Below are 25,745 nucleotides of genomic sequence, written 5' to 3' on the forward strand. Positions count from 1 at the left end.
AGGAATATATTGAAAAATAACCAAGGTATGATATATAATATAAAATGTTATATTACATAAAAAGTAATATATTAAATTTTATGTAAAGTAAGTGAGGGGGAGGGAAATGAAAAAAATAAAGCAATGTCTTGCTGTGCTATTAATTTGTATTTTGATGGTAGTTTCATTAAATATCGAAGTTAAGGCTAATGTCACAAAAGGACAAAGTAAAGCTGTCACTAAAAAATCTATAAAAAATGTTAAAAACAATTACCAGAGTGCAAAGCAGATTGAGAATAAGATAAATATATCTGCACAAGCCACATATGATACTATAAAAATAACTTGGGATAATGTAAAAGATGCTGAAAGCTATGATATAGAGATAGATGGACAAGTTATAAATAATGGTACTTTAACGTCATATGTACATTCTGGATTAAGACCTGGAACAAAGCATAAATATAGACTTAGAGTCAATACAAAAGATCAAGTTAGCCAGTGGAGTGGTGATTTAGAGGTTACTACTAAAGAAAAAACTGAAGAAAAAACTAAGGAAAGAGAAAACAATATTAAGTCTAATACTATTATCAGTAATAATGTTAAAAATGATAATAAAGTAGCAACTGATAATAATGTTAATGAAAAACTACTGCCTCCGGGCATTCCAAGTAAAATTAAGGGAATACAAACTATAGATACTATAATAATAACTTGGAACTCATCGGAAAGGGCAGAGAGTTATGAGTTAGAAGTGGATGGAGTAATAAAAGATAACGGAAGTAAAACTACATTTGTGCATTCAGGATTATCGCCCAAAACTACTCATAACTATAGGGTAAGAGCTAAAAATGCATTAGGTTACAGCAATTGGAGTGAGTATTTAAGCGAAACTACATTAGAAAAGCCTATAGATATACCGCAAAATTTAAATGCTACAGCAACTAAAAATTCAATAACAGTTACTTGGGATTTAGTTAAAGATGCGACAGGTTATGATATAGAAGTAGATGGTATAATAAAAGCTTTAGGAAATATAAATTCTTATACACATATTGACCTAATGGAAGGGACCTCTCATATATATAGAATAAGAGCCAGAAAAAATGATGAAATAAGTAGTTGGAGCGCAATAGCTATAAAAACTACTTTAAAAGATAGTAACAATAAGTTTGGAACTAATGATTCAAATATTAATAATAAAACTAATGTAATAAATGAAGATGTAAAAAGTAAAACAAATATAAATGGTGACAGCACTTTAAAAGCTAATGCTGATACTTCAGCGCCATCAGCACCAACAAATTTGACGGAAGCATCAAAGACTGGCTATAGCATAAGTTTAAGCTGGATAGCATCTACAGATGATGTAGGGGTAGAACAATATGATATATATTGCAATGGAAAAAATATAGGAAGTTCTACAGCTACTACCTATATTTGTAACGGATTAACTCCAAGCACGTGGTATACATTTTCTGTAAAGGCTAAAGATAAGGCTGGGAATATATCTTTGGACAGTAATTCTATAACTATTACAACATATAATGATGATTATGGAGATAGCTTTGATACGGCAGTGCCAGTTCAAATAGGAACAGAAAAACCAGCTAATATAGATTATATAGGAGATTACGACTATTTTATATTTACCGCACCAATGAATGGCAGTTATACTATTGAGTCTACAGGAAATACAGATACCTATGGGTATCTATATGATGATAGTCATAATATCATACAGTCTAATGATGATTATAATGGTGGTAATTTTGGAATAAGTCAAAATTTAGTGGCTGGTAAAAAGTATTATGTAGCAGTTAGAGCTTATGGATCAGGTACTGGAAAATATAATTTACTTGTGACAGTACAGGAAAATCAACCGCCAACAGTACCTACTAATTTGCAGGTTTTAAGTAAAGCTGTGTCAAGTGTAACGATAAACTGGACAGCCTCTACAGATAATATAGCAGTATTAAATTATGATATATATAGAAATGGAACTGAAATAGGAGAAGTTGGAGCTAATAATACTAGTTATACAGATACATCTTTAAACCCTAATACCACATATAATTATTTTGTAAAAGCAAAGGATCAGGCAGGAAATTTATCTGATGCAAGTACTCAGTTGAATGTAACAACAGACATAGATAAGACTCCGCCAAGTGCACCAACGAATTTATCCGTAAAGGAAAAAACATCTTATACTATTAATCTGATTTGGGATGCAGCAAAAGATGATGGAGTAATTGACAGATATCAAGTATATTGCAATGGTAAGATTATGGGGAATAGTGCCACTACAGAATACAAATGTGAAGAATTGAGGCCTAATACATCATATTCATTTACCGTGAAGGCTATAGATAAAGGTGGAAACATATCATCGGAAAGCACTAGTATAGCAGTCACTACATATGATGATGATTATGGAAATAATTTCAATGATGCAGCACAAATACAAATTGGAAAAGAGCAAGCTGGTAAAATAGATTATTCTGGGGATTATGATTATTTTTATTTTACAGCTTCTATAGATGGAAAATATACTATTAAATCTACTGGAAATTTAGATACTTACGGATATTTGTATGACGAGAACGGAAATTTGTTGGGATCTAATGATGATGGAGATGGAAACAATTTTCAAGTAATAAAAGGATTAGTAGGAAATAGAAAATATTATGTAGCTGTTAAAGCATATGGTTCACAAACAGGACAATATGGATTGGATGTAGTAGAAGAAGAAAATCAACCACCAACTGCACCTACTAACTTAAATTCTACTAATCAAACAGTAAAGTCAATAACATTAACTTGGACAGCGTCAACGGATGATATAGGTTTAGCAGCATATGAAATATATAGGAATAATACTAAAATAGGAGAGGTTGATAGTAATTCTACAACCTATACTGATACTGGACTTGACCCTAACGCTCAATATGGATATGAAGTGAAAGCAAAGGATTCATTAGGCGTGTTATCTGAAGCAAGTAATATAATTGAAGTTAAAACAAGCGTTGATAATACTCCACCTACAGCACCACAAAATATAAAAACTTTATCTGTCTCAGACAGGGGGATAACAATAGGTTGGGATTCATCCACTGATGATAGCAGAGTGGCAGGATATGAAATATATTGCAATGGTGCCAAAATAGGAACAACAACAGCTACAAGCTTTACTTACAGTGATAATATTCAATATTTTGTTAACTATGTATTTTCTGTTAAAGCAGTTGACGCAGCGGGAAATGAATCCAACTATAGTTCTAGTATTAATACATCTGTTTGGGAAGCTAAATTGACTAAAGATAGAGTCGTAAATGGTGATGTAACAATGGACTCAGCTAATAATATAGATTTAAATGGATATACCTTATGTATAAATGGAAATCTAAACCAAAGTAATGGAACTTTGAATTTAGATAAAGGAAGAATAATAATAAAGGGAAATTATACCTTACGAGATTATGCTGAGCTTGACATGGTAAATTCTCAAGATTATGTATATATCCAAGGGGATTTTAATGAAAGCTCATGTAGGGGAGAATATAGCCACTTAACCAATGGAGTGCTAGAAATACAGGGAGATTTTACGAATGATGGCTATAATTTTTGTGCATCGGATAATAATGTAGTTATTTTTAGCGGAAGTAACACAAGTAAAATATCTATTAATACTGGTGGATATTCTAAAATTAATATATTAAAAATTAATAAAAGCGCTGGGGTGATATTTAACACACCCATAAAAGTAATTCAAGTTGAAGGAATAGAAAATATTAAGAATACAGAAAAAATCACACTTTTAGGCGCTAATCTTTTATTAAAGGAAGATGCAGTTCTTCCACTTTCTATGGAGCTTGACGATGGAAGCTTAAATTTGAATGGACATTCTTTAGTTTTAAATGGTGTAATCTATATTAATGCAAAGATAGATCTTCAAGGTGGTCAGCTAAAAATATTAACAGATTTAGATCAAGAAGGGACATCAATAAATATAGATAATGGTAAATTGTATGTGTATGAAGATTATCAAATAAATAAACTTTCGGAACTTTATATGACTGATAGTGAAGATTACGTGTTTGTAGGAGGAAATTTTTTAACTAATGGATACGGACATAGTGATCTAAGCAGTGGAATTTTTGAAATACAAGGAGACTTTAATGTAAATGACACAAGTAGCTTTAGCACTTCGGGTATTCATGAGACTATATTTACAGGAGATAATACAAGTAAAATATACTTCAAAGATGCTACATCTTGCTATTTTAATATTTTAAAAATAGAGAAAAGCGCAGGAGCATTATTTAATAGTACAATAAAGGTAAATAAGTTTGATGATTTTGAATATATAAAAAATACTGACAAAATTACGTTTTGGAACTCAACAATTTATCTTACTAAGGATACCATATTAGGCTGCAGTGTAGATTTTAACGATACAACTGATGCATATGGGGTAAGTAAATTATCCTTAAATGGTCATACTCTTATAATAAAAGGGTCGATGTATTTAGAGAACAGTGATGTGGATCTTCAAGGCGGAATACTTAAAATAGATGGTGACTTAAATCAGCTTAAGGGTTTTCTTATTTTTGGAGAAGGTTATATAAAAATAAATAAAGGAAGTCTTATAGTTTCAGGAAATTATGATCTCGAAGATTATACCTGTGTATACATGGATAATGATGAGGATTATGTTTACGTAGGAGGTAATTTTACAACTAAATCTTCAACAGGAGATTACCAAAATGGCATATTAGAAGTTGCAGGAGATTTCACCGAATTAAATCCAAGCAATACACAAAATTCAAATAACTTCCAAGCTTCTGGAAATAATATTGTTATATTAGGAGGTATCGGAGTAAGTAAAGTTAGATTCGAAAGCACATCTTCATACTTCAATGTTTTAGTTATAAAGGCTCCTTATGAAAGCGGCTATGCTTTTAGCAGGACTCCTCTTTGGAATACTTTGATTGAAGGCTACAAGGATAATATAAACTTTGGAACTGATGAATTTAACAATTCTTCTGTAGGTAGTGATGGTACTGATGCTGCTACAGGAAACTTCTCTCAGAGTTACACAGATTTAAGCGAGGTATCCTTGGGGTATGGAATAAATTTTATAAGAACGTACAACTCAAAAGATAGAGATACTAACGGAGCTTTTGGGATAGGGTGGACTTTTAGTTTTGAAAGTTATATAAAAGATTTTCAAGGAAGTTCAAATATTAAGGTTGCCAAACTTCCAAATGGAAGCTCAGAAATTTTTAACTTAAATTCTGATGGGAGCTATACTGCTAATAATTCAAGAGACAGTTTGCAAAAATTCTCTAGCGGATATATTTTGTCGACAAAAGATCAGTATTATTATGGTTTTAACCTAAATGGTTATTTATGTTGGATTAAAGACAGAAATAATAATATTATAAGCATAAATGTAGATAGTAATGGAAAAGTTAAAAGTGTTGTTGATGCTGTAGGAAGAACTTTTACTATAGAGTATAACTCTAAGGGATTAATTCAAAGCATAAGTGGACTTGGGAAAAATATAAGATACGAATATGAAAATAACAAACTTGTAACAGTCTATGATGCTATGAATCATTTAATTAAATATACCTATGACTCAAATGGATATTTAAGTGAAATAAGAGACAATGATAACAACCTTATAGAAGCTATAAGCTATATAACTACAGGTGAGAGCAAGAATAACGTATATCAGACCACTGATTCTTATGGTAATCTTAAAACCTATAATTATGATACTAGCCATTTAAAAACTACTATTACAGATTCAAAGGGAAGAAGTACAATTATAGCTTATGATAGTTCATATAATGTTATATCTTTCACGGATGAAGAAGGAAAAATAAGCTATACGAGCTATTATCTTGACAAAAATGGATTAAATAAATATGGTGACGAAAAGGCTACCATCGATAGAAACGGTAATATAACACAATACGAGATAGATAGCAAAGGAAATATAACAAAAATAATAAACCCAGATGGCAGCTATAAACTTAAGTATTATGATGATAAGAATAATCTTATAGAGGAAGTAGATGAAACTGGAAAATGTACTTTTTATATTTATGATACAAATGGTATTAATCTAATTAAAAAAGTACAACCACTAAACGGAACAGATCAATATACGGAAAATTCGGATCAATCAAAATTTGCAGTAACTGTTTATGTTTATTATTCAGATTCTGAGGGTGCTCAGCTAGGATATAAAGCTAAAGGATTATTAAAATGTACCTATGATCCTGAAGGAAATATTATAAGCTACACTTATGATGTTTATGGAAATATTAAGACTATTACAGATGGAGAAGGACATACAACAAATAATGTTTACAATGATATGGGATTAAAAACTAGTTCTGTTTCTCCAGAGGGATATGTGATAACTTATGAGTATGATTCCAATGGAAGTCTTACTAAGACAGTGTTTAACGGTGGACAAACTACTAGAACTGTTTATGATTCAGAAGGAAGAAAAATTGAAGAGGTTACTGCAAATTTATATGATCCTTCACAAGAGGATGCAAGTAATGGCAATTATAAAGCAGATGCAGGTAATAGATACACATATTATGCAAGTGGAAAGATAAAAACTTCTGAAGATACCAATAATAATATAACTACTTATGCATATGATATTTACGGAAACTTAATTACTGAAACAAAACCTAATGGAGGAATATATACTTATGCTTACGATTCAATGAACAGGGTTATAAGTATATATTTCAGTGAAAATTCATCTAAATCACCAGTACTTTTAGAAACATATTCTTATTCTATATTAAGTAACAAGAATATAGAAAAAACCGTAACAGTATATTTGAATGATACAGATAAAGCAGTAACAAATTATATCTATGATTATGCTAATCGTATAATTGAACAAGATAATGCAGATGGCACAAAAGTGATATTCACGTATAATGCTAATGGAACTAAAGCAAGTACTACAGATGCTAATGGAAGCACTATTTATTATAGATATGATGGATTGAATAGACTAACAGAGCAATGGACTCCGTTAGAAACTTATGATGGAAAAATTCTTTATAGCTATTATAAGGTGGTTTATGATAAGGATGGACGAAAAATTCAGGAGATTACAGGTAAGGATAAAGTTTTATTATATGCGGTTCCTCAAAATGTGATAACAAAAAGTTATGAGTATTATGGAGATAACAATATTAAAGCAGTGGTAGACAGCAGTGGTAGAAAAACAGAGTATTCCTATGATAAGGATGGTTATTTAATTGAAGAGATAGATTACATAGATGCAAATACAAAAAATATCACAGATTATACCAATAATTATTTAGGAAAACCTATTACAAAAACAACCTATGTGTTATCTCAGGATATATACGGAAGCTCATCAACATCAAATATAAAATTGATTACTACCTATAGTTATGATAAAGATGGAAATTTAATAAGTGTAGTCACACCAGATTCAGTTAAAACAATCTATAGCTATGACAATATGGGCAGACAAATATCTGTAAGTCAATCTGGATTAGATGAGTTTGGAAAGGCTGTAACAATAAATAATTCAGCTACCTATGACTGGGAAGGCAAAAAGCTTACTTCTACAGACGGAAATGGAAATATTACTATATATATATATGATGCAAGAGGATTCTTAATAAATCAAATAGATGCTAAAGGGAATTCTACAGAGTTCTATTATGATAACGCAGGAAGAAAGATACAGGAGATTTCTGCTAAAAATGAAGAAGATTATAAGCAGCTACTGAATAATTTTCAGAACTACTATAATAAAAAATCCTCAGATAGCGGCTATAATGCCAATTATGATTTTAATAAAGATGGCATTATAGATATATATGATTTCGTAATATTGTCTAAGCAGGGACCAGATAATATTCAGTATACTTATGATAATATGAATAGATTAAAAACAATAATTCAAGTATACAGGGACATAAACACTCTTAAAGTTATAAATATGGTTTCACAAGCCTACAAATACGATAATAATGGAAATATTATAAAGGAGCTTTATGCACTAGGATATGAAGCAGGAAGTGGAGTCTCTACCGATGATAAAATAAATAGCGGATACGGAGTAGTGAAAACTTACAATTTAGTTAATCAAATTATAAGCATTTTAGATGCAGATACTGCAGACAGAAAACTTTCCTATACGACAAAATATGTTTATGATGGTGCATTAAGAAAAATATCTGAAATAAATGCTAATGGAGTGATAATTAATTATCATTATAATGATGCAGGAAATATACTATCTACAACAATTCAAAAGTCTTCCGCATCACCAGAAATTACAATGGAAAGAAATACTTATGATTTACTTGGTGATATAATCGCCAATATTGACGCTAATGGAAATGTTACAAAATATGAATACAATGCTTTCGGTAAAATAAGAAAAATTATTTATTCAAGTGATGCTACAATAGATACCTACACTGTGAATTATGAATATGATGTTATGGGCAGAGAAGTATTTACGCAAGATTCTTTAGGCAAGACACAAATAACCACTTATGATAATCAAGGCAGAGAACTTAAGTATAGTGAGCAAAATTCTAATGGAGCCAATGCAATAATAACATCTATTGCTTACGATAAGAATGGTAATAAAAGATTTGTTGTAGATGGTAATAACGTAACAACAGAAAATACTTATGATGAATTAAATAGAATAAAAACAAAATCAATAACGATAACAGACATAAATGGAACAAAAACAATAGAAATTACAACTTATGGCTACGATGCTGTAGGAAATAATACAATAGTTACTGATTGGAGAGGAAATATAACCACATATGTATATGATTCTCTAAGCAGATTAGTAGAAAAATTAGATGCTTATAATAAAATTATAGAAAAATTAGAATATAACGATGATGGAACACAATCAAAATCTTATGATGCACTTAATAATATCATTCAATTTTTCTATGATAAAAACAAGCGATTAATAAAGACTATTGATGCAGAAGGAAATGTAACTAGTGAAACCTATGACACTGTAGGAAATAAGATTTCCAGCACTGATGGAAATAGCAATACCACAACTTATGGATACGATGAATACAATAGATTAATTTACGTTAGCAATGCCATTGGTGAAACTACAGGGTATAGTTATGATAATAATGGTAATATGCTTACAGAAACAGATGGTAAAGGAAATGTAACTACCTATGAATATAATCCGCAGAATAAGCTAATAAGAAGGATTGATAATGGCGGAAGAGCAGGAAATTCTGGAAGTTACACTTATAATTCATCTAAGACAGAAAGCTATACTTATTATGGCAACGGAAATATGAAGAGTAAAACCGATAGAAACGGCAATATAGTAAATTATATTTATGATATTCACAATAGACTTATATCAGAGAAAGTTGGAGCAATATCTATAAGCTTCGCTTACGATAATAACGGCAACCAGTTGACTATGACAGATGGTACAGGAACTACGGTAAGAACTTATGATGAGTTGAATAGGGTTACCTCGAAAAATGCACCGAGCATAGGAAAAGAAACTTATGTATATGATATAGTCAAAGGAATGGCTAATGGATTTACAGAGGAGATAGATACTGACCCTAAGGGAAATATAGTAACAAAACTATATGATAGACTTGGAAGAATAAACGAAGTTATATCAGCTGCCAATACTGCTGTATATAGTTATTATGATAATGGAAATATTCAAAAGCTATTATATTCCAATGGAACTAGTGAGCAGTATACTTATTATAAGAATAATTTATTAAAAACACTTGCTAATAAAAAGTCAGATGGTACCTTATTAGAATCTTATAGCTATATGTATGATAAGGCCGGAAATATGCTTTCAAAGTTAGACAACAAAGGCACGACTAGCTATCAATATGATAAATTGGAAAGACTTATCAAGGTGACAGAACAAAACGGTAATACAGCTTCTTATGGGTATGATGCTTCAGGAAATAGAATATTAGAAACTAATGTATACGCCGGAAATACAAAGATAATAAGCTATAGTTACAATGATGAAAATAGATTAACTAGTACTGCCACTACGATTAATGGCGCAGTAACAGAAAAAATTAATTATTTTTATGATAACAATGGAAATCAATTATCCTCAAGTACAACAGCTTATTTAAATGGAAAAGCACAGAATACACTAGTGACAACCAATAAATATGATGAGTTAAATGAGTTAGTTGAAACCATTACAGCAGAAGGAATAAATATAGTAAACATATATGACGGTGAAGGAAAAAGAGTAGCAAAGGCATCAAATGGAAACATAAAAAGATACTTTTATGATGGAGAAAAAGTAGTATTAGAACTTAATGAGTCTGGAGCAGAAACTGCGCAAAATGTATATGGTACTAATCAGAACTTTAGATATGCATCAGCAAAATTAGCTTATTATTTATTTAACGGACATGCTGATGTTACAATGTTAATAGATTCCTCGGGGAATAAATTAGCTTCCTACTACTATGATGCCTTTGGAAGCTTAACAGATACAACAGAAACAATTGATAATCCATATAGATATGCAGGATATCAATATGATATAGAAACAGGAACCTATTATATAATGGCAAGAATGTATGATCCGCGAACAGGAAGATTTATGCAGGAGGATAGCTATAGAGGAGATATAAAAGATCCACTAAGCTTAAATATTTATACCTACTGCAATAATGAGCCTCTAATGCATCAAGATCCTACAGGACATTTTTTAGATGGAGTCTTTAATTGGATATCTAATACGGCAAGTTCTGTGTGGAACTCTGTTGAGGCGGGAGCATCGGCTATATCTAGTGCCGCCAGCAGTGTAGCCGGGTTTGTAAAAAACAATGCAGAATATGTTTATAAATCATTTTTAAATACTGGAATAGGGAAGGGAATAAGCAGTACAATAAACAGTATAAGAAATGAAGCTAATATGGTAGTAGAATCTATTAAGAAAACGCAGATATATTCTTATATAGTTCCAAGGATATCTAGTTTAATAAGTGAAACTCATGATAAACTAAGCAGTTTAACTCAAAATCTACTATATATAGGGAAAAGCATAAAGAATAATCCGGGGCAATTTATAAAAGGAATAGTGAATTCTGTAGCCAATAACGCAAGTTTAAACATATTAAATCTAAAAGTAGGAGGAAAAGATCCTAATGAGTATGCAGAGGAACTAGAATTAAAAGGGGATTATCAAGGAGCCACTTCTTTTGAAACAGGAAAATCTCTAGGAGATATAGTTTCAATGGCATTTGGTGCAGTTACTATGGCAAAAGGAATGGGAGAAATTTATGTAGCAGGGCAAGCAGCTGTATTATCAGGTGGATTAGCTATTGCAGGAAGTTTTGAATTAGCTGGTGACGGAATTGCAAGCATAGGATATGGAATTGGTGGAATAAAGACCTCTTGGAATAATTATGGGAATGATTTGAGTAAGACCTTTGATTATGCTAGTATGGGGAAAGAGTCCGAGGGGGTAAGTAATCCTTATGATGATGTTAGAATTATAAATAAAAAGTATGCAGGACAAACATTTGAATTTTCAGGTGACTTAGCTGAAAAGTATCCGAATGGTGTTAAATTTACTGAAGATGGATTCCCGGATTTAAAACCTTATGCAAAAGTAAAGGTTGAAGTAGAGGGATTAAAAGGAAATACTACTAGTGATTTTACTGCTGCTAATAGGGCTGCAGGATTAAAATCTACACCACAAGGATATACTTGGCATCACGTTGAAGATGGGGTAACAATGGAACTTGTTCCAACTGATTTACATCAAGCTGTTCGTCATACTGGAGGAGCATCACTAATTAAAAAAGGTATTGTGCCTTAAATAGAAAATAAGAAAAGGAAGGGATATTATGATTAAAATAAATTCTAGTAAAATATTGTTGAATACGGATTATTTGAATTCAATGGAAAAAAACTATGGTTTTAGTTTCCCAGCAGAATATGAGGATTTTCTTAAAAAGTATAATGGAGGAAGACCCGAAAATAATATTGTAAAATTAAATAATGAGGAAATTGAATCATTGTGTGTTAATTATTTCTTTGGTGTTGGTATTAATTCTGTTGATGATATATTTTCATCTATTAATACATTTAATGGAAGAATACCAAAGGGGTGTGTACCTATAGCTCGTGTTGAAGGTGGAGACATTATATGTATAAATATAAATAAAGACATGTATGGACATATTTATTATTGGGACCATGAAAAAGAGATTCAATTTGAATTTAATGAGATAGCTATTACCGATTTAATTCATTTGGCAGAGTCATTTAATAAGTTTATTAATATTATTGAACCTTATAATGTAAAAGATGAAGATTTAAGTGGTTACAAGGTTAAATCGGTTTGGATAGACCATGATTTTTTAAAGGAATTAGAGAATAATCAGGATAATTAAAACCAACTAAAAGCATAATTATATGTAAACTAGCTACAAAATAAGTAAGGGATTATTCAACGGTAAGTAAGGTCTTTGATTACTTTAATCTCTAATAAAAAAATATTTTGGATTTTACTCCATAATAATAATTCTGCGGTAAGCTTATTCACTACTAAGTGGAAAACACTCTCTAAAAACTGCAAACAGCCATCAAAAGGAGGTTCAAATGTCTGTTGCTATGGAAACATATGACATTCAACCAAAACTCCTTTTGTTGTCTGATTCAAGCTAATAGTAAAGCTCCAATGGATGCTAAAACGGTGTCTGTTGGAGTTTTCTTTCGAAGGTCTAACCTGGATACAGTAGGACAGAGTTTGGGCATACTTTGGACACAGGAAAGCTAGTAAAATCAATAACTTGGGCGGATAGGCCTAAGTTTTGAAAGTAAATAAGCTATAGAAAAAATACTCGATAATAAAAATAAAGTTGGTTGAGACTACGCTCTTGCGACCAAACATAGTTGTACTAATGGTTTACTATGCCCTAGATGTGACAGATCTGCTACCTAGCAATACCTCAGAATATAAAAAACAAAGACTAACATTGGAATATGATTTCCTTTGTTAGTCTTTTCTTTTGCCTAAAAATAATAATGGAAGGATAAAAAGTATGAAAATGTTAGTAGAGAAATTGAAAATTAATCTAATGGAAGATGGAAAAAGCAGTAATACAATACAAAGATATGTTTGAGATATTTCAAACTTTCTCAAGTATCTTGGAATAATTGGAGTGGAATTTGATGGAACACTAAAACGGTTCTACATAACCAGCTATAAAAACTATCTTGTTGATAACAGCTATGAGTCTGCTACCATTAATAAAAAAGTCAATAGTATTGGAGCTTTCAATAATTTCCTAATAGAAAAAGGCTACATGGCAGATAATGTGGTTGACTTAAAGAAAGACAAAATAAAAATAGCTTTTGGTTCAGGGGAACAAGTAGAGGTATATTCAGATAATCAACTAGAAAGAATTCAGTTCTACATTCAAAACCATAAGAAAGTAAGCCTAAGAGATAAGATGATAATTCAGCTTTTGATGTTTACAGGGGTAAGGGTAAGTGAGCTTTGTGATATCAAGTTAAAGAATATTGATTTTCTGCTAAGCCAGATAAAAATAGTTGGTAAAGGGGGGAATGTGAGAGCAGTTCCAGTAAAGTTTGAAGTGATGGACACTATTCCAAGAATACATTTCTGAAAGGAATAATAATTCATTCAAAGATTCTGAGTACCTAATCTTAGTACAAAGAGGAGCGATTCAAAGGGATGCTGTAAATACACTACTTGAGAAACATATAGTGAATGGAAATTTTGCAATGAAACTAAAGCCACATACCTTTAGACATACCTTCTGTACAAGACTTATAATTAAAGGTATTCCAATAAATACCGTTTGGAAATAGTCTGAATGATTCAAACTGAGGTTGCCTGCGTTCCTGCAACGACAAATCGAGGAGTGAATGAAAATGCACTATAAGCAAAAATCATGTCTACGTTAGTCTTGACCTACATAAAGATACACATACCGCTGTAATAATTGATTGTTGGAATGAAAAACTAGATACTATTGTAATTGAAAATAAGCCTTCTGATTTTACAAAGCTACTAAACAAAGTAAAAAAGTTAACAGGAGGTTTAGAACCAGTATTTGGACTAGAAGATGTACATGGCTATGGCAGGTCATTAGCTATATTTCTGCTAGAAAAAGACAGGTAGTAAAGGAAGTCAATTCAGCCCTTTCCTACTCAGAGAGAATGAGCTATCCAACCACTAAAAAGAGTGACGATTGGGATGCCTATTGTATTGCCGCTGTGCTTCTAAGAATACTTGATAAACTACCAGATGCTAATCCGCAGGATTTGTACTGGACTATAAGAATGATGGCAAATAGAGGGAATGCAATTGTAAAAGCTTTAACTACTTTAACCAATCAACTACATGGTCAGCTATGCTATCACTATCCAAGCTATAAGAAATTCTTCAATCAATAAGAAGGTCAACAGTATTCATTCAACAGGTACTTGGTGGACGATGGCTATTCAAAAGATATTGTTGCAGATATTGCAAAGGATAGAGTAAAGCTAGCTTACGGTTCTGAAATACAGGTATAGGTACCTTACGGATAAGCAGGTAGAACGAATCTTATTCTACATCCAAAATGATGAGAAGTTCTATGTTGATATCCAAACCAGAAGATCTAATTATCTGAGAACAAAGAATTAATGAATATTTTAAATCAGTGTAAAAATCAACACTGATTTAAAACAGAACCTAAAGCAAAAATCAAAATTCTTAGGCCAAATATTAACATGTACATTTTTACATAATCATGTATAATTTAATGAGTATAAACAAGCTGTATATAAAGTTGTGTTTTGAAAGGAGACCATTTTATGACACCCTATTTAATTACATATTTTTTAAGTGATACTTGTGGTTGTGGCCATGACCATACTGATGAACATGAACACCATCATGACCATGAACATGTTGAGTCCAGCGAAGATAATATAGTCGCAAAGATAAAATCCGTAGGTGCTTGGGCACACTTTATGCCTGAGGCATATCTAGTTAAGAGCACTTTGTCTGCTGTGGAAATATTAGAAGAGCTAAAAGCAGTGGCTAATCCAGGAGATATATTATTTGTAACAAAAACAGATGCAGAATCCTGTGCTTGCCCAAATGAAGCGGTTATAAACTGGCTTGCAAAATAAAATGAAAAGCAATTTTAAATTTTTACCACATATGACGATGATTTTGTCCTCAGCTATTTTTGGATTGAGTTTTTTGTTTACTAAGAGAGCATTAACTGTGGCAGCGCCGCTGCAGATAGTTTCTTTTAGATTTTTATTAGCATTTATTGTGATGTCAATATTGGTTTTGCTTAGAATAATAAAGGTGGATTATAAAAATAAACCTATAAAATGGCTAGTGATTTTATCACTTTTTGAGCCTGTGATATATTTTATTTTTGAAACCTATGGGCTTAAATTTGCTTCTTCCTCTATTGGAGGGCTCATGATTTCTCTTATTCCTATAGCAGTTACTATCCTAGGAATATATTTTTTAAATGAGGTACCCTCACTTAAAAGAAGCATTTTTATAGGAATATCAGTTTTGGGAGTAATTATAATTGCCCTGTTTGGAAGCTCTGATGGGGGAAATGGAACCTCTCTTTGGGGAATACTTTTACTTATTGGTGCAGTAGTATCAGCGGGATTTTTTACAATCACCTCTAGAAAGATATCTAAAGCCTTTACTCCATTAGAAATAACTTACTTTATGATGTTTTTAGGAACCCTATGCTTTAATATAATGAATTTAATACAGATGGGCACTGAAGGGAATTTGAAGGATTATTTCAAGCCCTTGGCAAGTGCCACCTTTATAGAATCCATGGTTTATCTGGCCATATTATCTTCTATAATTGCTTATTTCTTAGTTAATTTCAGCTTGTCAAAGCTGGAAGCCTCCATAGCTTCTGTATTTTCAAATATATCCACCATCGTTTCTATAATAGCAGGGGTGGTGCTTCTTGGAGAGAGCTTTCATTATTATCATTTAATAGGTTCTGCTCTCATACTCATAGGAGTTTGGGGTACCAATTCTAATAAATAGAAAAGAGCTGATTACTTTACAGTTGAGTAATCAGCCCTTTTAATAGGCTCTATTTATTGATCATTATATCAAGTATTATGTCATCAGCAGTTTGAGTACCTTCATTAGCCAGTCTGCACACATTATTTATGGTTTTTTCTACATCTTCTTCGATTATGCCATCAGTAGCTTTTATATTTATATTGTTTAAGGCAAGCATAGCAGATTGAACTGCTGCATTGGTGCAGGTAGATACCTTTAGAGCACAGCCAGCTTTAGCTCCATCGCAGAGCATTCCAGTAACATTTCCCAGCATATTTTGAATGGAGTAGGTTATAGCCTGAAGATTACCTCCATATAGATAAACTATACCGCAGCTTGCCCCAGTGGTAGCAATGGTTATGCCGCAGAGTGCAGAAAGCCTGCCGAATTTGGATTTTATATAAATTGTTATGTAGTGGCTTAAGGCAACAGCCCTTATGAGCTTTTCTTCTTCTAAGCCAAGCTTTTCCCAAGCTGCTACAACTGGAAGAGTAGCTGCTATGCCTTGATTTCCGCTGCCGGAATTGCTCATTACGCTCAAGCTGCAGCCAGCCATTCTGGCATCTGAAGCAGCAGCAGTAAGAGCCATGGAATAGCTTAAAATATCCTCCTGCAATATGCCTTTTTTTATGGAGTCCATAATGGTTTTTCCAACGCTTAAGCCGTAACAGGAATTAATACCTTCTAAGGCTATTGCTTTATTTAGGGTTATGCTTTGTTTTATTATAGCTAGTTTTTCTATATCTACGCTTTGCACAAAATCCCATATTTCTTTTATGCAGAGAGTATCTGTATTTTCATCATCTGTCAATTTAGCCGTTCTTAGCATATCACCAAGATAGGACTTACCGTCAACTTCAATGGTGGTTATATTTGTATGATCGTCCTCAATTATTACCTTTGAAGAGGAGGAGCCTGAATTTATTATAACTTCGATATAAAGCTTTTTTGAAGTGTCCGCTATAGACACAGATACCATATTAGCCTTAACCATTTCTTTAGCTTTAATAATATTTTCCTTTGTGATGCGATTTAATACTTCTAATTTGCTAAATTCATAATTAACTTCAGCGCCTAAAGCAGCAGCAAGATTGATACCGCAGCTCTCAGTGCCTGGGATATTTACAGACATGGCATTTTTAATTATGTTTCTGCTGGCAAAGACCTTTATGGAGGCTATTTCCTGTGAAGACAGGTATTTTCTTGCAGTGGCAGCAGCTAAGGCGATGGCAATGGGTTCAGTACAGCCTAGGGCCACTACTAATTCTTTTTTTAATATTTCTAAAAATTTTTCTTCTATCATAAAATTCATCCTCCATCAAAATTAATCTTTATATATACTTATATATCTGTATATAGTAGGTTCGGATACTAAAAGTGCCTTTGAGGCTTCCGTGACTGCACCCTTCATTTGAAAAGTTCCTTTATCATAAAGCTTTCCTATTAGCTGCTTTTTTTCTTCTGAATTCATTCTGCTAGGGGGAATATCTACTTCCTCTAAAGCCTCCTTTATCATGGAAGAAAGCAGATCCGTAGTATTGCTGCACAAATTTTCTTCAGCTTCCTCCTGATTATCGTTGGCAGGAGAAAAATCTTTACTGGTCTTAAGAAAACCCTCCAGCAGCTTTTGAGCATCCTGATAAGGCTTGGTATCTGTATTTACACAAAGCACTCCTATGATTTCTCCCAGCTGATTTTTAATGAAGTAGCTGGAGGATTTAAAGGCTTTAGAATTCCCTAAGGCTTTATAATTAGCTAAAAAATTCTCGTTATCATAAATCCTGTTTTGTACCACCTTAAGCACTAAATCCGTGAGAGGACCTCCTACAGTCCTTCCGCTTAAGTGCCCATTTTTTATGTATACTATAGAAGAATCAGCGTTATTTATGTCATGAAGCACCACTTCAGAATTTTCTCCAAGGATTTCAGAGATAAAATCCACCATAGGTATGTAACTTTTTAAGATATCTAAATTATTCATTTAAACAGCTCCCAGTTGTGATAAAAAATTATCATCATAATAAATTATTATTAATCATATCACAAGAAACAATGTACTTCAATATTTCTCAAGGCAGTTATGGAAAAATTAATAATTTATCTATTGATTTATTGTTTATTTGAAAATATAATAAATGCAGTAGCTTAAATATAGCACTAAAATTACATAAGAAGCGTATACTATATTAGCTTACAAATTTAAGCTATGTGCATGTAAATTTTTATGCATGCAGATAAAAGCCACCTACATTGTGGACCTTTTAAATTTATTTGGAAGGAGGATAGGAGATAAGATAATTAATAGCGCCAGAGCTTGAAGCAGGAGAGCTTTAAGACGACGAGGATGGGGAGTATCGAAAATTCGGCGGATGCCCCACGGTATTACACTACCGTTAAACATTGACAAACCCGAGAAGTGATTTTCGGAACAATATCAATGAGGTGTTATTCCTTTCGCTATAGGGGAAACCCTATGAATGTGCCTAGTAGTATAGCGGCCTTTGTTTGGAATATTAATAAAAGGGCATAATTTAACTCAGTTTTATATATTATTTTGCATTAGGTAGAGCGTAGATTATTAAAAAATTTATAGCTGAATACCTTTGTTAAGCTTTGCTTTTTTAAAATATATAAAACTGTGTCAGGTGGCTTATTCTCAAAAATAAGTCAGTTGAAAGGAAGATTTAATATGTGTGGAATAGTTGGATATATAGGAAACAATGAGGCAACTCCATTTTTGCTTCATGGATTATCAAAGCTTGAGTATAGAGGATACGATTCAGCAGGAGTAGCTGTAATAAACGGAGACAAGGTTGAGGTTGTAAAGTGTAAAGGAAGACTTGCAAACCTTGAAAAAGAGATCGAAGAAAATCCCGTAGTTGGCAGCCTTGGAATAGGACATACTAGATGGGCAACACACGGAGAACCTTCAGATGTAAATGCACATCCTCATACCAGCTGCAAGGGTACAATAAGTGTAGTTCATAACGGAATAATAGAAAACTATATGTACCTTAAAGAAAGACTTATAGCAAAAGGTTACGAATTTTACTCAGAAACTGATACTGAAATCATACCAAATCTTATAGATTACTACTACGAAGGAAATCTTGAGGAGGCTGTTATTAAGGCTACTTCAAGAATGGAAGGAAGCTATGCTATAGGAGTAGTTTCAGCTTCAGAGCCTGATAAATTGGTTGCAGTAAGAAAGGACAGCCCTCTTATAGTAGGACTTGGTCAGGGAGAATATTATATTGCATCAGATATTCCAGCAGTTCTAAGCAAAACTAGAGATGTATATCTATTAAATGATAAGGAATTTGTAGTTTTAACTAGAGAAGGAGTTAAGCTTCTTACTGAGGACGGAGAAGAAATAAAGAAGGATATATATCATGTTACCTGGAATGCAGATGCTGCAGAAAAGGGCGGATATGAGCACTTCATGCTAAAGGAGATCCATGAACAGCCAAAGGCTATAAGAGATACCATGACTTCAAGAATAGCTGTGGGAAGTCCAATAAAGCTAGATGATATAAATATAACTACTGAGCAGATCAATAAGCTTTCAAAGATATATATAGTTGCCTGCGGAACAGCTTATCATGCAGGAATCGTAGGAAAATATGCCATAGAAAAGCTTACAAGAATTTCAGTAGAAGTGGACATTGCTTCTGAATTCAGATACAGAGATCCACTAATAGATGAAAATACTTTAATGATAGTTATAAGTCAGTCTGGAGAAACAGCAGATACTTTGGCGGCTTTAAGACTTGCTAAAGCTAAAAAGGCAAGAGTAATAGCAGTTACAAATGTTGTAGGAAGCTCTGTTTCAAGAGAAGCAGATGATGTTCTTTACACTTGGGCTGGACCTGAAATAGCTGTTGCTTCCACAAAGGCTTATGTTACTCAGCTTATAGCAATGTATATAATAGCACTATACTTTGCACAGAATAAAGGAACTTTAAGCGGCGAAGAAATAGAAGCTATAAAGAAAGAGATGCTAGAGCTTCCAAAGAAAGCAGAAGAGATACTTGAGCAGAAGGAAATCGTACAGAAATTTGCAGCTCAGAACTATATGCACAAGGATATGTTCTTCCTAGGAAGAGGACTGGACTACGCTTTAGCACTAGAAGGCTCTTTAAAGCTTAAGGAAATATCCTATATTCATTCTGATGCTTATGCAGCGGGTGAACTTAAGCATGGACCAATAGCATTAATAGAAAAAGGAACTGTTGTAGTAGCTCTTGCAACACAAGAGGAGCTTTACGACAAGATGGTAAGCAATGTGAAGGAAGTGACCACAAGAGGAGCTAAGGTTTTAGGCTTCGCTCTTGCTGGACATACAGAAATAGAGAAGACTGTGGATGCAGCAATGTATATCCCAAGAACGCTTCCGTTACTTGCGCCAGTAATTTCAATAATACCATTACAGCTGTTCTCATACTATGTAGCTACCACAAAAGGCTGCGACGTAGACAAGCCAAGGAATCTAGCAAAATCTGTAACAGTTGAATAGAGTAGGACTTGCCCAATTAATGCTGTTGTAACTTTGGAATAAAGTTTGATCATTTGGAATAAAGTCTGATAATTTATAAAAAAGTTTGATAAAAAAATCAAATACGCCCATACTATATTTTGAGAATATAGTATGGGCGTATAAAGTAAATATTGGAACTTCAAAGCTGTACATTCTCTTTAAAGTGAGAGTGTGCAGCTTTTTCTTATGGACTTTTTTAACAATATTGTATGTATTAATAAAAGATGTATTTTAATCAAACTTTATTACAAAAAATAAATGTGATGAAAATAAAAACTTCAAAGATGATTGACAAGAAAATATATCCATAAATATAAATTCACTAAAATATTCAAACTAATATATAAAATATAGTTATAGCAAGGTTTAGATATGGGTGTTTTAGTTCCAAGACAACAGACAGGGCATGCGTACGGATAGAAACCAATCTGCAACATATATATTTAAATAAATTTTTATTTGAGAGGGAATATATATGAAAAAAAAGATTATATATAGTTTATTATTTTTTTTATGCTTCTTAATATTTGTTCAACAACCCATAGTTATTAATGCTAAGCCTGAAAACGATAAAAATTTCAAGGCGCTAGATTTGTTTGCTAATCCAACGGAAGAGACTTACAAGGATATGCTCATGTTACTTTTATTACCTCATATTACGAATGCGGTTGAAAAACAATATGGGAAATTTTACAGCGTAGATCCTTCTGCAATAAAGGTTTTGGAGTTAGTAAGACCTTTGGGGTACAAAACAAATATTTTCAATATAAAATTAAGGGTTGCTCCTTATATAGGACCTCACGATGCCATTGGGTTAGATGATATAACCTTAAAAATTGAACCAGAAAAAATAACATTATTGAAATTTCAACATATAAAAAGCTATAAAATACCTGAGCATTTACAATAATATTAAATATAAATAATTGACATTGTATTGATTATGTAAAATGCTGGTATATAGCGCAGGATACCGCTGTTGTTCTTAAATATTATTGGTATTTTTTAATTTATTTTGTAATAATTGATTTTGGAATATACTATATATCCTCTAAAGTAAAAGGTTTTTCTGCAATTCTAAGGCTTTCATTCTTGCTTATCAGTTTCTTTAGTTTCCATATCCTGTAATTCACCTTCTATCCCCGTAACTAATTCACAAGTGATTTATGATGCTATTTATCAAATTTGGACCTCAAAACGGAAGCCGTTGAAGCTTATACTTGTTACTTTTTATTGAAATTTATATTTTATGAAACGTTTTTAGAATTTTATATGTCTAATATTATAGGAACATAAAAGTGGGGTGAGTTTGTGCACAAAAGCGACTATGAACTAATAAATGAGTTTTTACATGGCGATAAGAATTCTTTTGAAAAAATAATTGAAAAATATGAAAAACTTGTTTACCGTATTTGTTTCAGATTCATGAGGAATGCTGAGGATATGTCACAAGAGGTTTTTATTACAATATATAAAAATTTACATATGTTTAATTTCAAGAGTTCTTTGCAAACATGGATATATAGAATATGTGTAAATTCATGTTTGACAAGCCTTAAAGCCCTAGATAAAAAAGAATATTTTAATCATGAGAATTTACTGATAGAGCATGTAATGCCATTGAACTTATTGAAATTACTGCTGAGAAGGATTTTTTATTATCTGAATTAGACAAGCTAAATGATAAAACAAGATTAGTTGCAAGATTGAGACTTATTGGTGATAAAAGTTTTGCCGAAATTGCAAATATACTTCATATACCTGTTTCAACTGCAAGAACGAATTTCAAAAGAACACGAGACCACTTAAAGAGTAGATTAGAGGATTATAGGAAATTGTGAAAAGGAGTAGACTGCTATGAATTGTGTAATGATTGAAGAATTAATAATAAGATATCTCGAAAAAGATTTAGACATGTATAAAAAATACAAATTGAAAAGGCATATGTTACTGTGTAAAAAGTGTAGAGAAAGATTTCATATTATTAAAAAAATTATGATCCCACACTAGAGGTAATCCAACCTAGTAATTTAAAATATAGTATTATGAAAAAAATAAATTTACTTGATGAAGCTGATAAAAAATATAGTAATGCAAGTACAAATAATTATGAAATAAATGGGTGCACTTTAGATAAAAACCGTAAGATGGCATTAAATAATTTAAGTAGGCTGGTTCCAATAGTTGCTGGAGCAGTTCAGATATTATTAGTTATTTCACTATTACTATTTGCTCCTTACATTGCAGCAAAAATTTATAGTCATAATTTACCTTTTTCAAACACTCAGACTAAAGTAAATCAGCTTAAATTAAAATCCTATAGCTTAACTATTATGCTTAATGACAATTATTCTAATGATAATGAAGCGTCACAAATACGAGATCATGTAGTTACTATAAAGGATATAAATAGTGTAATTAGAATATTCAAATCAGCTGGTTCCGATAATATATTTGTAAATGATATAAGATTATCAAAAGATACTGAAGCAGTTGTATATGGTCAGTTTGTACAGATAGAAAATAAAAAATTAATAGCTCCATATATTATAAGGTCTAGCGGGATTCTTAGCAATTCAGTAGACAGAGTGATTAATGATAAAACTATTAATGAATTAATATTACGAGGTGTAGTTGAAAAAGTAGAAAAACAAGAAGATGATAAATAAAGAAGCTTTTATAATGAAAGAAGAAAAGCTTGAATAGCCATAAAGACAAGTTTTCTTGTATTGTAATTTTTGTTATAATATGATATAATTTGTTGAAATGTAAATTGTTTACTGAAACATAAAATTAGTAAAATGAAAGTGAATGATTATGTATGAAGAAAATTCATATTTACTGTATGTTGATAGTCTTGGTAATAAATTTATATGGCTGCAGCAGTTCTAATAATATTCCTTTTTTTAAGCAGCTTAAAATTAATGACATTGAAAGCATAGAAATAAGTCAAGATATGGAACCTAAAAACTTAAAAAAGCTATCTAAGGATGAGGTGAAATCATTTGTTAAATTGTTAAACAAGATAGATGACAAAAATCTTATTGAATATAATGGGCCTTCAATAAAAGGACATAGCGTAAATATAGTAATAGGTCTAAAGTCAAATTCTAATATTATGCTTATTCAGAATGGTAAAGAATTTTTAGTTAACATTAAAAATAAAACTTACAAGATAGTTCAATATGATTTGAGTGAATATGTAGATAAAATCAGAGGCTAAACTAACTAAAAGCAGGTGACAATATGAAAGAATATTAAAAAAAATAAAGAAAGAATTAATTTTATTTATAATTCTTAATTTCATTAGCTATTTTATTTATGATTACAGCTTATATGTGCAATATAACCCAGTCTCGATACAAATTGAAGTTTGATAAAATTCTAAAAGAAATTTATAATCTAACTTATGAAGAATTAAAGAAGAAATCAGAATTCTATGATGCTTTAAATTCAAAATAGGTAAAACCTAGTTAAGAAACTAGAAAAGAAGATAACAAGAAAAGAATATAACTAGTTGTAATGGTATGAAAGGTTAGCAGGAATTATGCAGATTATACGATATAATATATATTAAATTGAAACAGAAAATTGAAGAGAGGTAACTTTAATGCTTACGGTACATTGTACAAAAAAACTGTTGGATGAATTGAAAATCGATATAGATAAGAAAATTATATCGATAAATGACCCAATATTCTCATGGCATTCGCACTTATTTACATTTAACAGAAAGAAATGTGTAATAGTTATGAATAACAAGACAAGATTTAATTTTGTTTTGGTGGGATTAAAAAAGGCAGACCTTCTAAAATTTGATTCACTTATTGTAAATGAAATAAAAAATAATCTTTTAGCGGAGAAAATTGATGAAGCAGTAATTGATAGATATTTACAAGTATGTAGCGTAGTAATTTATAAAACTTCAAGTGATAGAAGTATACTAAGTCAAATAAATGAAATGAAAAGAAGCATTGAATACGTGTTTAATAAAAATAAGGTAGATGGGGTGGAAACAGATATCTACGAGCTGAACAGATGGCTTAACAGGTTTGTTATGTTGAAATTACCAAAGCTGTATTCTGGTGAAACAATGAGAGATGAATTGATGGAGCTTTTTTCTAAGGAATAGCGGTGTTTCATATCTTGCGTAATGATTAAATAAAAAATCTATCAAAGGAGAAAAAAATGATTTATTTAAATTTTTTTACATTTCCAAGTGATGATATGGAATTTGATTTTTTAATCGAGGAAAAAAGAAAATGCTATGATTCCTTTTATCCCTTTAAGATATTGTCAAGAAATGGTCTTGAAAGAATAGATTTTGAGCCAGTTACAATTTTATATGGAGGAAATGGTTCGGGCAAATCAACTGCCTTAAATGTTATAGCAGAGAAAACTGGAGTTAATCGAGATTCTATCTATAATAAATCTAATTTCTATCCTTACTATGTGAATATGTGTGAGATGGATCTTGAAACTGATATTCCTGAAAATAGCAAAATCATTACAAGCGATGATGTATTTGACTACATGCTGAATATACGCAACCTAAATGAAGGAATTGACCAAAAACGAGAAGAACTTTTTGAAGAATATTTGGATGCTAAATATTCTCAATTTCAAATGAAGTCTATAGAGGATTATGAGCAGTTAAAAAAAGTAAATACTGCTAGAAGCAAAACGCAGTCACGATTTGTAAGAAGCGAATTAATGGATAATGTAAGGGAATATTCAAATGGGGAAAGTGCATTTCGATATTTCATTGAAAAAATTGGTGAAAATGGATTATATATATTGGATGAACCTGAGAACAGTCTTTCTCCAAAACGACAGATGGAATTAATGAGTTTTATAGAGGAGTCTGCAAGATTTTTAGGCTGTCAATTCATTATATCAACACATTCACCCTTTCTACTTTCCATGCATGGAGCAAAAATATATGATCTTGACGAAAATCCAGTTGATGTGAAAAAATGGACGGAATTAGAAAATGTGCGTACATACTATGACTTCTTCAAAATACATGAAAACGAGTTTAGATAGTATTCTTTATATCAAGGT

The 25,745-nt window shown here is 31.6% G+C and carries 17 protein-coding genes; 15 read left to right on the forward strand and 2 right to left on the reverse strand.

The annotated features are described in order from the left end of the window. The first annotated feature begins 106 nt into the window (after positions 1–106). From IAI10_RS04390 to IAI10_RS04420, 7 genes are all read left to right on the forward strand, one after another. The gene (locus IAI10_RS04390; protein ID WP_315672070.1) at positions 107–11,887 is read left to right on the forward strand and encodes a fibronectin type III domain-containing protein; all 11,781 of its coding nucleotides are present in this window, start codon (positions 107–109) and stop codon (positions 11,885–11,887) included. A 28-nt stretch (positions 11,888–11,915) separates the two neighbouring features. Next, complete coding sequence (locus IAI10_RS04395; protein ID WP_315672071.1) at positions 11,916–12,464, forward strand: SMI1/KNR4 family protein; 549 nt, start codon at positions 11,916–11,918, stop codon at positions 12,462–12,464. Positions 12,465–13,235: 771 nt separating this feature from the next. After that, on the forward strand, positions 13,236–13,703 hold the full coding sequence (locus tag IAI10_RS04400) for a tyrosine-type recombinase/integrase (RefSeq protein ID WP_315672072.1): 468 nt from the start codon (positions 13,236–13,238) through the stop codon (positions 13,701–13,703). A gap of 37 nt (positions 13,704–13,740) precedes the next feature. Then, entirely contained in the window at positions 13,741–13,908 is a 168-nt protein-coding gene (locus IAI10_RS04405) for a tyrosine-type recombinase/integrase (RefSeq protein ID WP_315672200.1), read from the forward strand. Between the two features lie 288 nt (positions 13,909–14,196). Further along, complete coding sequence (locus IAI10_RS04410; RefSeq protein ID WP_396334342.1) at positions 14,197–14,496, forward strand: transposase; 300 nt, start codon at positions 14,197–14,199, stop codon at positions 14,494–14,496. A 402-nt stretch (positions 14,497–14,898) separates the two neighbouring features. Next, complete coding sequence (locus IAI10_RS04415) at positions 14,899–15,219, forward strand: hypothetical protein (RefSeq protein ID WP_315672073.1); 321 nt, start codon at positions 14,899–14,901, stop codon at positions 15,217–15,219. A 37-nt stretch (positions 15,220–15,256) separates the two neighbouring features. Then, positions 15,257–16,123, forward strand: a complete 867-nt coding sequence (locus IAI10_RS04420) for a DMT family transporter (protein WP_315672201.1) — start codon at positions 15,257–15,259, stop codon at positions 16,121–16,123. Positions 16,124–16,172: 49 nt separating this feature from the next. Here the strand turns inward: IAI10_RS04420 and IAI10_RS04425 are convergent, their stop codons facing one another. Both IAI10_RS04425 and IAI10_RS04430 read right to left on the reverse strand, forming a co-directional pair. Beyond that, positions 16,173–17,447: an L-serine ammonia-lyase, iron-sulfur-dependent, subunit alpha gene (locus IAI10_RS04425; protein WP_315672074.1), complete on the reverse strand. Its 1,275-nt coding sequence runs from the start codon at positions 17,445–17,447 to the stop codon at positions 16,173–16,175. Between the two features lie 21 nt (positions 17,448–17,468). Continuing rightward, positions 17,469–18,125, reverse strand: coding sequence for a PAS domain-containing protein (locus tag IAI10_RS04430; protein WP_315672075.1), 657 nt, complete (start codon positions 18,123–18,125; stop codon positions 17,469–17,471). Positions 18,126–18,833: 708 nt separating this feature from the next. Here IAI10_RS04430 and glmS point away from each other — a divergent pair. The 8 genes from glmS to IAI10_RS04460 all read left to right on the forward strand — a co-directional run bounded on the left by glmS (position 18,834) and on the right by IAI10_RS04460 (position 25,727). After that, positions 18,834–20,660, forward strand: a complete 1,827-nt coding sequence (gene glmS, locus IAI10_RS04435) for a glutamine--fructose-6-phosphate transaminase (isomerizing) (protein ID WP_315672076.1) — start codon at positions 18,834–18,836, stop codon at positions 20,658–20,660. A gap of 496 nt (positions 20,661–21,156) precedes the next feature. Then, positions 21,157–21,591, forward strand: coding sequence for a DUF3888 domain-containing protein (locus IAI10_RS04440; RefSeq protein WP_315672077.1), 435 nt, complete (start codon positions 21,157–21,159; stop codon positions 21,589–21,591). Positions 21,592–22,106: 515 nt separating this feature from the next. After that, a complete protein-coding gene (locus IAI10_RS24635; RefSeq protein WP_396334343.1) occupies positions 22,107–22,352 on the forward strand; it encodes a sigma factor in 246 nt (81 codons plus the stop codon). After that, a complete protein-coding gene (locus tag IAI10_RS24640) occupies positions 22,316–22,522 on the forward strand; it encodes an RNA polymerase sigma factor (RefSeq protein ID WP_396334344.1) in 207 nt (68 codons plus the stop codon). Before IAI10_RS24635 ends, IAI10_RS24640 begins: the two co-directional genes overlap by 37 nt. Before the next feature lie 204 nt (positions 22,523–22,726). Further along, a complete protein-coding gene (locus tag IAI10_RS04445) occupies positions 22,727–23,350 on the forward strand; it encodes a DUF881 domain-containing protein (protein WP_315672078.1) in 624 nt (207 codons plus the stop codon). Positions 23,351–23,502: 152 nt separating this feature from the next. Next, positions 23,503–23,904 (forward strand): hypothetical protein, encoded by a 402-nt coding sequence (locus IAI10_RS04450; protein WP_315672079.1) that lies wholly within the window; start codon positions 23,503–23,505, stop codon positions 23,902–23,904. A gap of 387 nt (positions 23,905–24,291) precedes the next feature. Next, a complete protein-coding gene (locus tag IAI10_RS04455) occupies positions 24,292–24,813 on the forward strand; it encodes a DUF6933 domain-containing protein (RefSeq protein WP_315672080.1) in 522 nt (173 codons plus the stop codon). Positions 24,814–24,869: 56 nt separating this feature from the next. Continuing rightward, positions 24,870–25,727, forward strand: a complete 858-nt coding sequence (locus IAI10_RS04460) for an AAA family ATPase (protein WP_315672081.1) — start codon at positions 24,870–24,872, stop codon at positions 25,725–25,727. Positions 25,728–25,745: the final 18 nt, after the last annotated feature.

Origin of the sequence: Clostridium sp. 19966 (genome assembly GCF_032335695.1) — a bacterium.
GTDB lineage: Bacteria > Bacillota > Clostridia > Clostridiales > Clostridiaceae > JACTOJ01.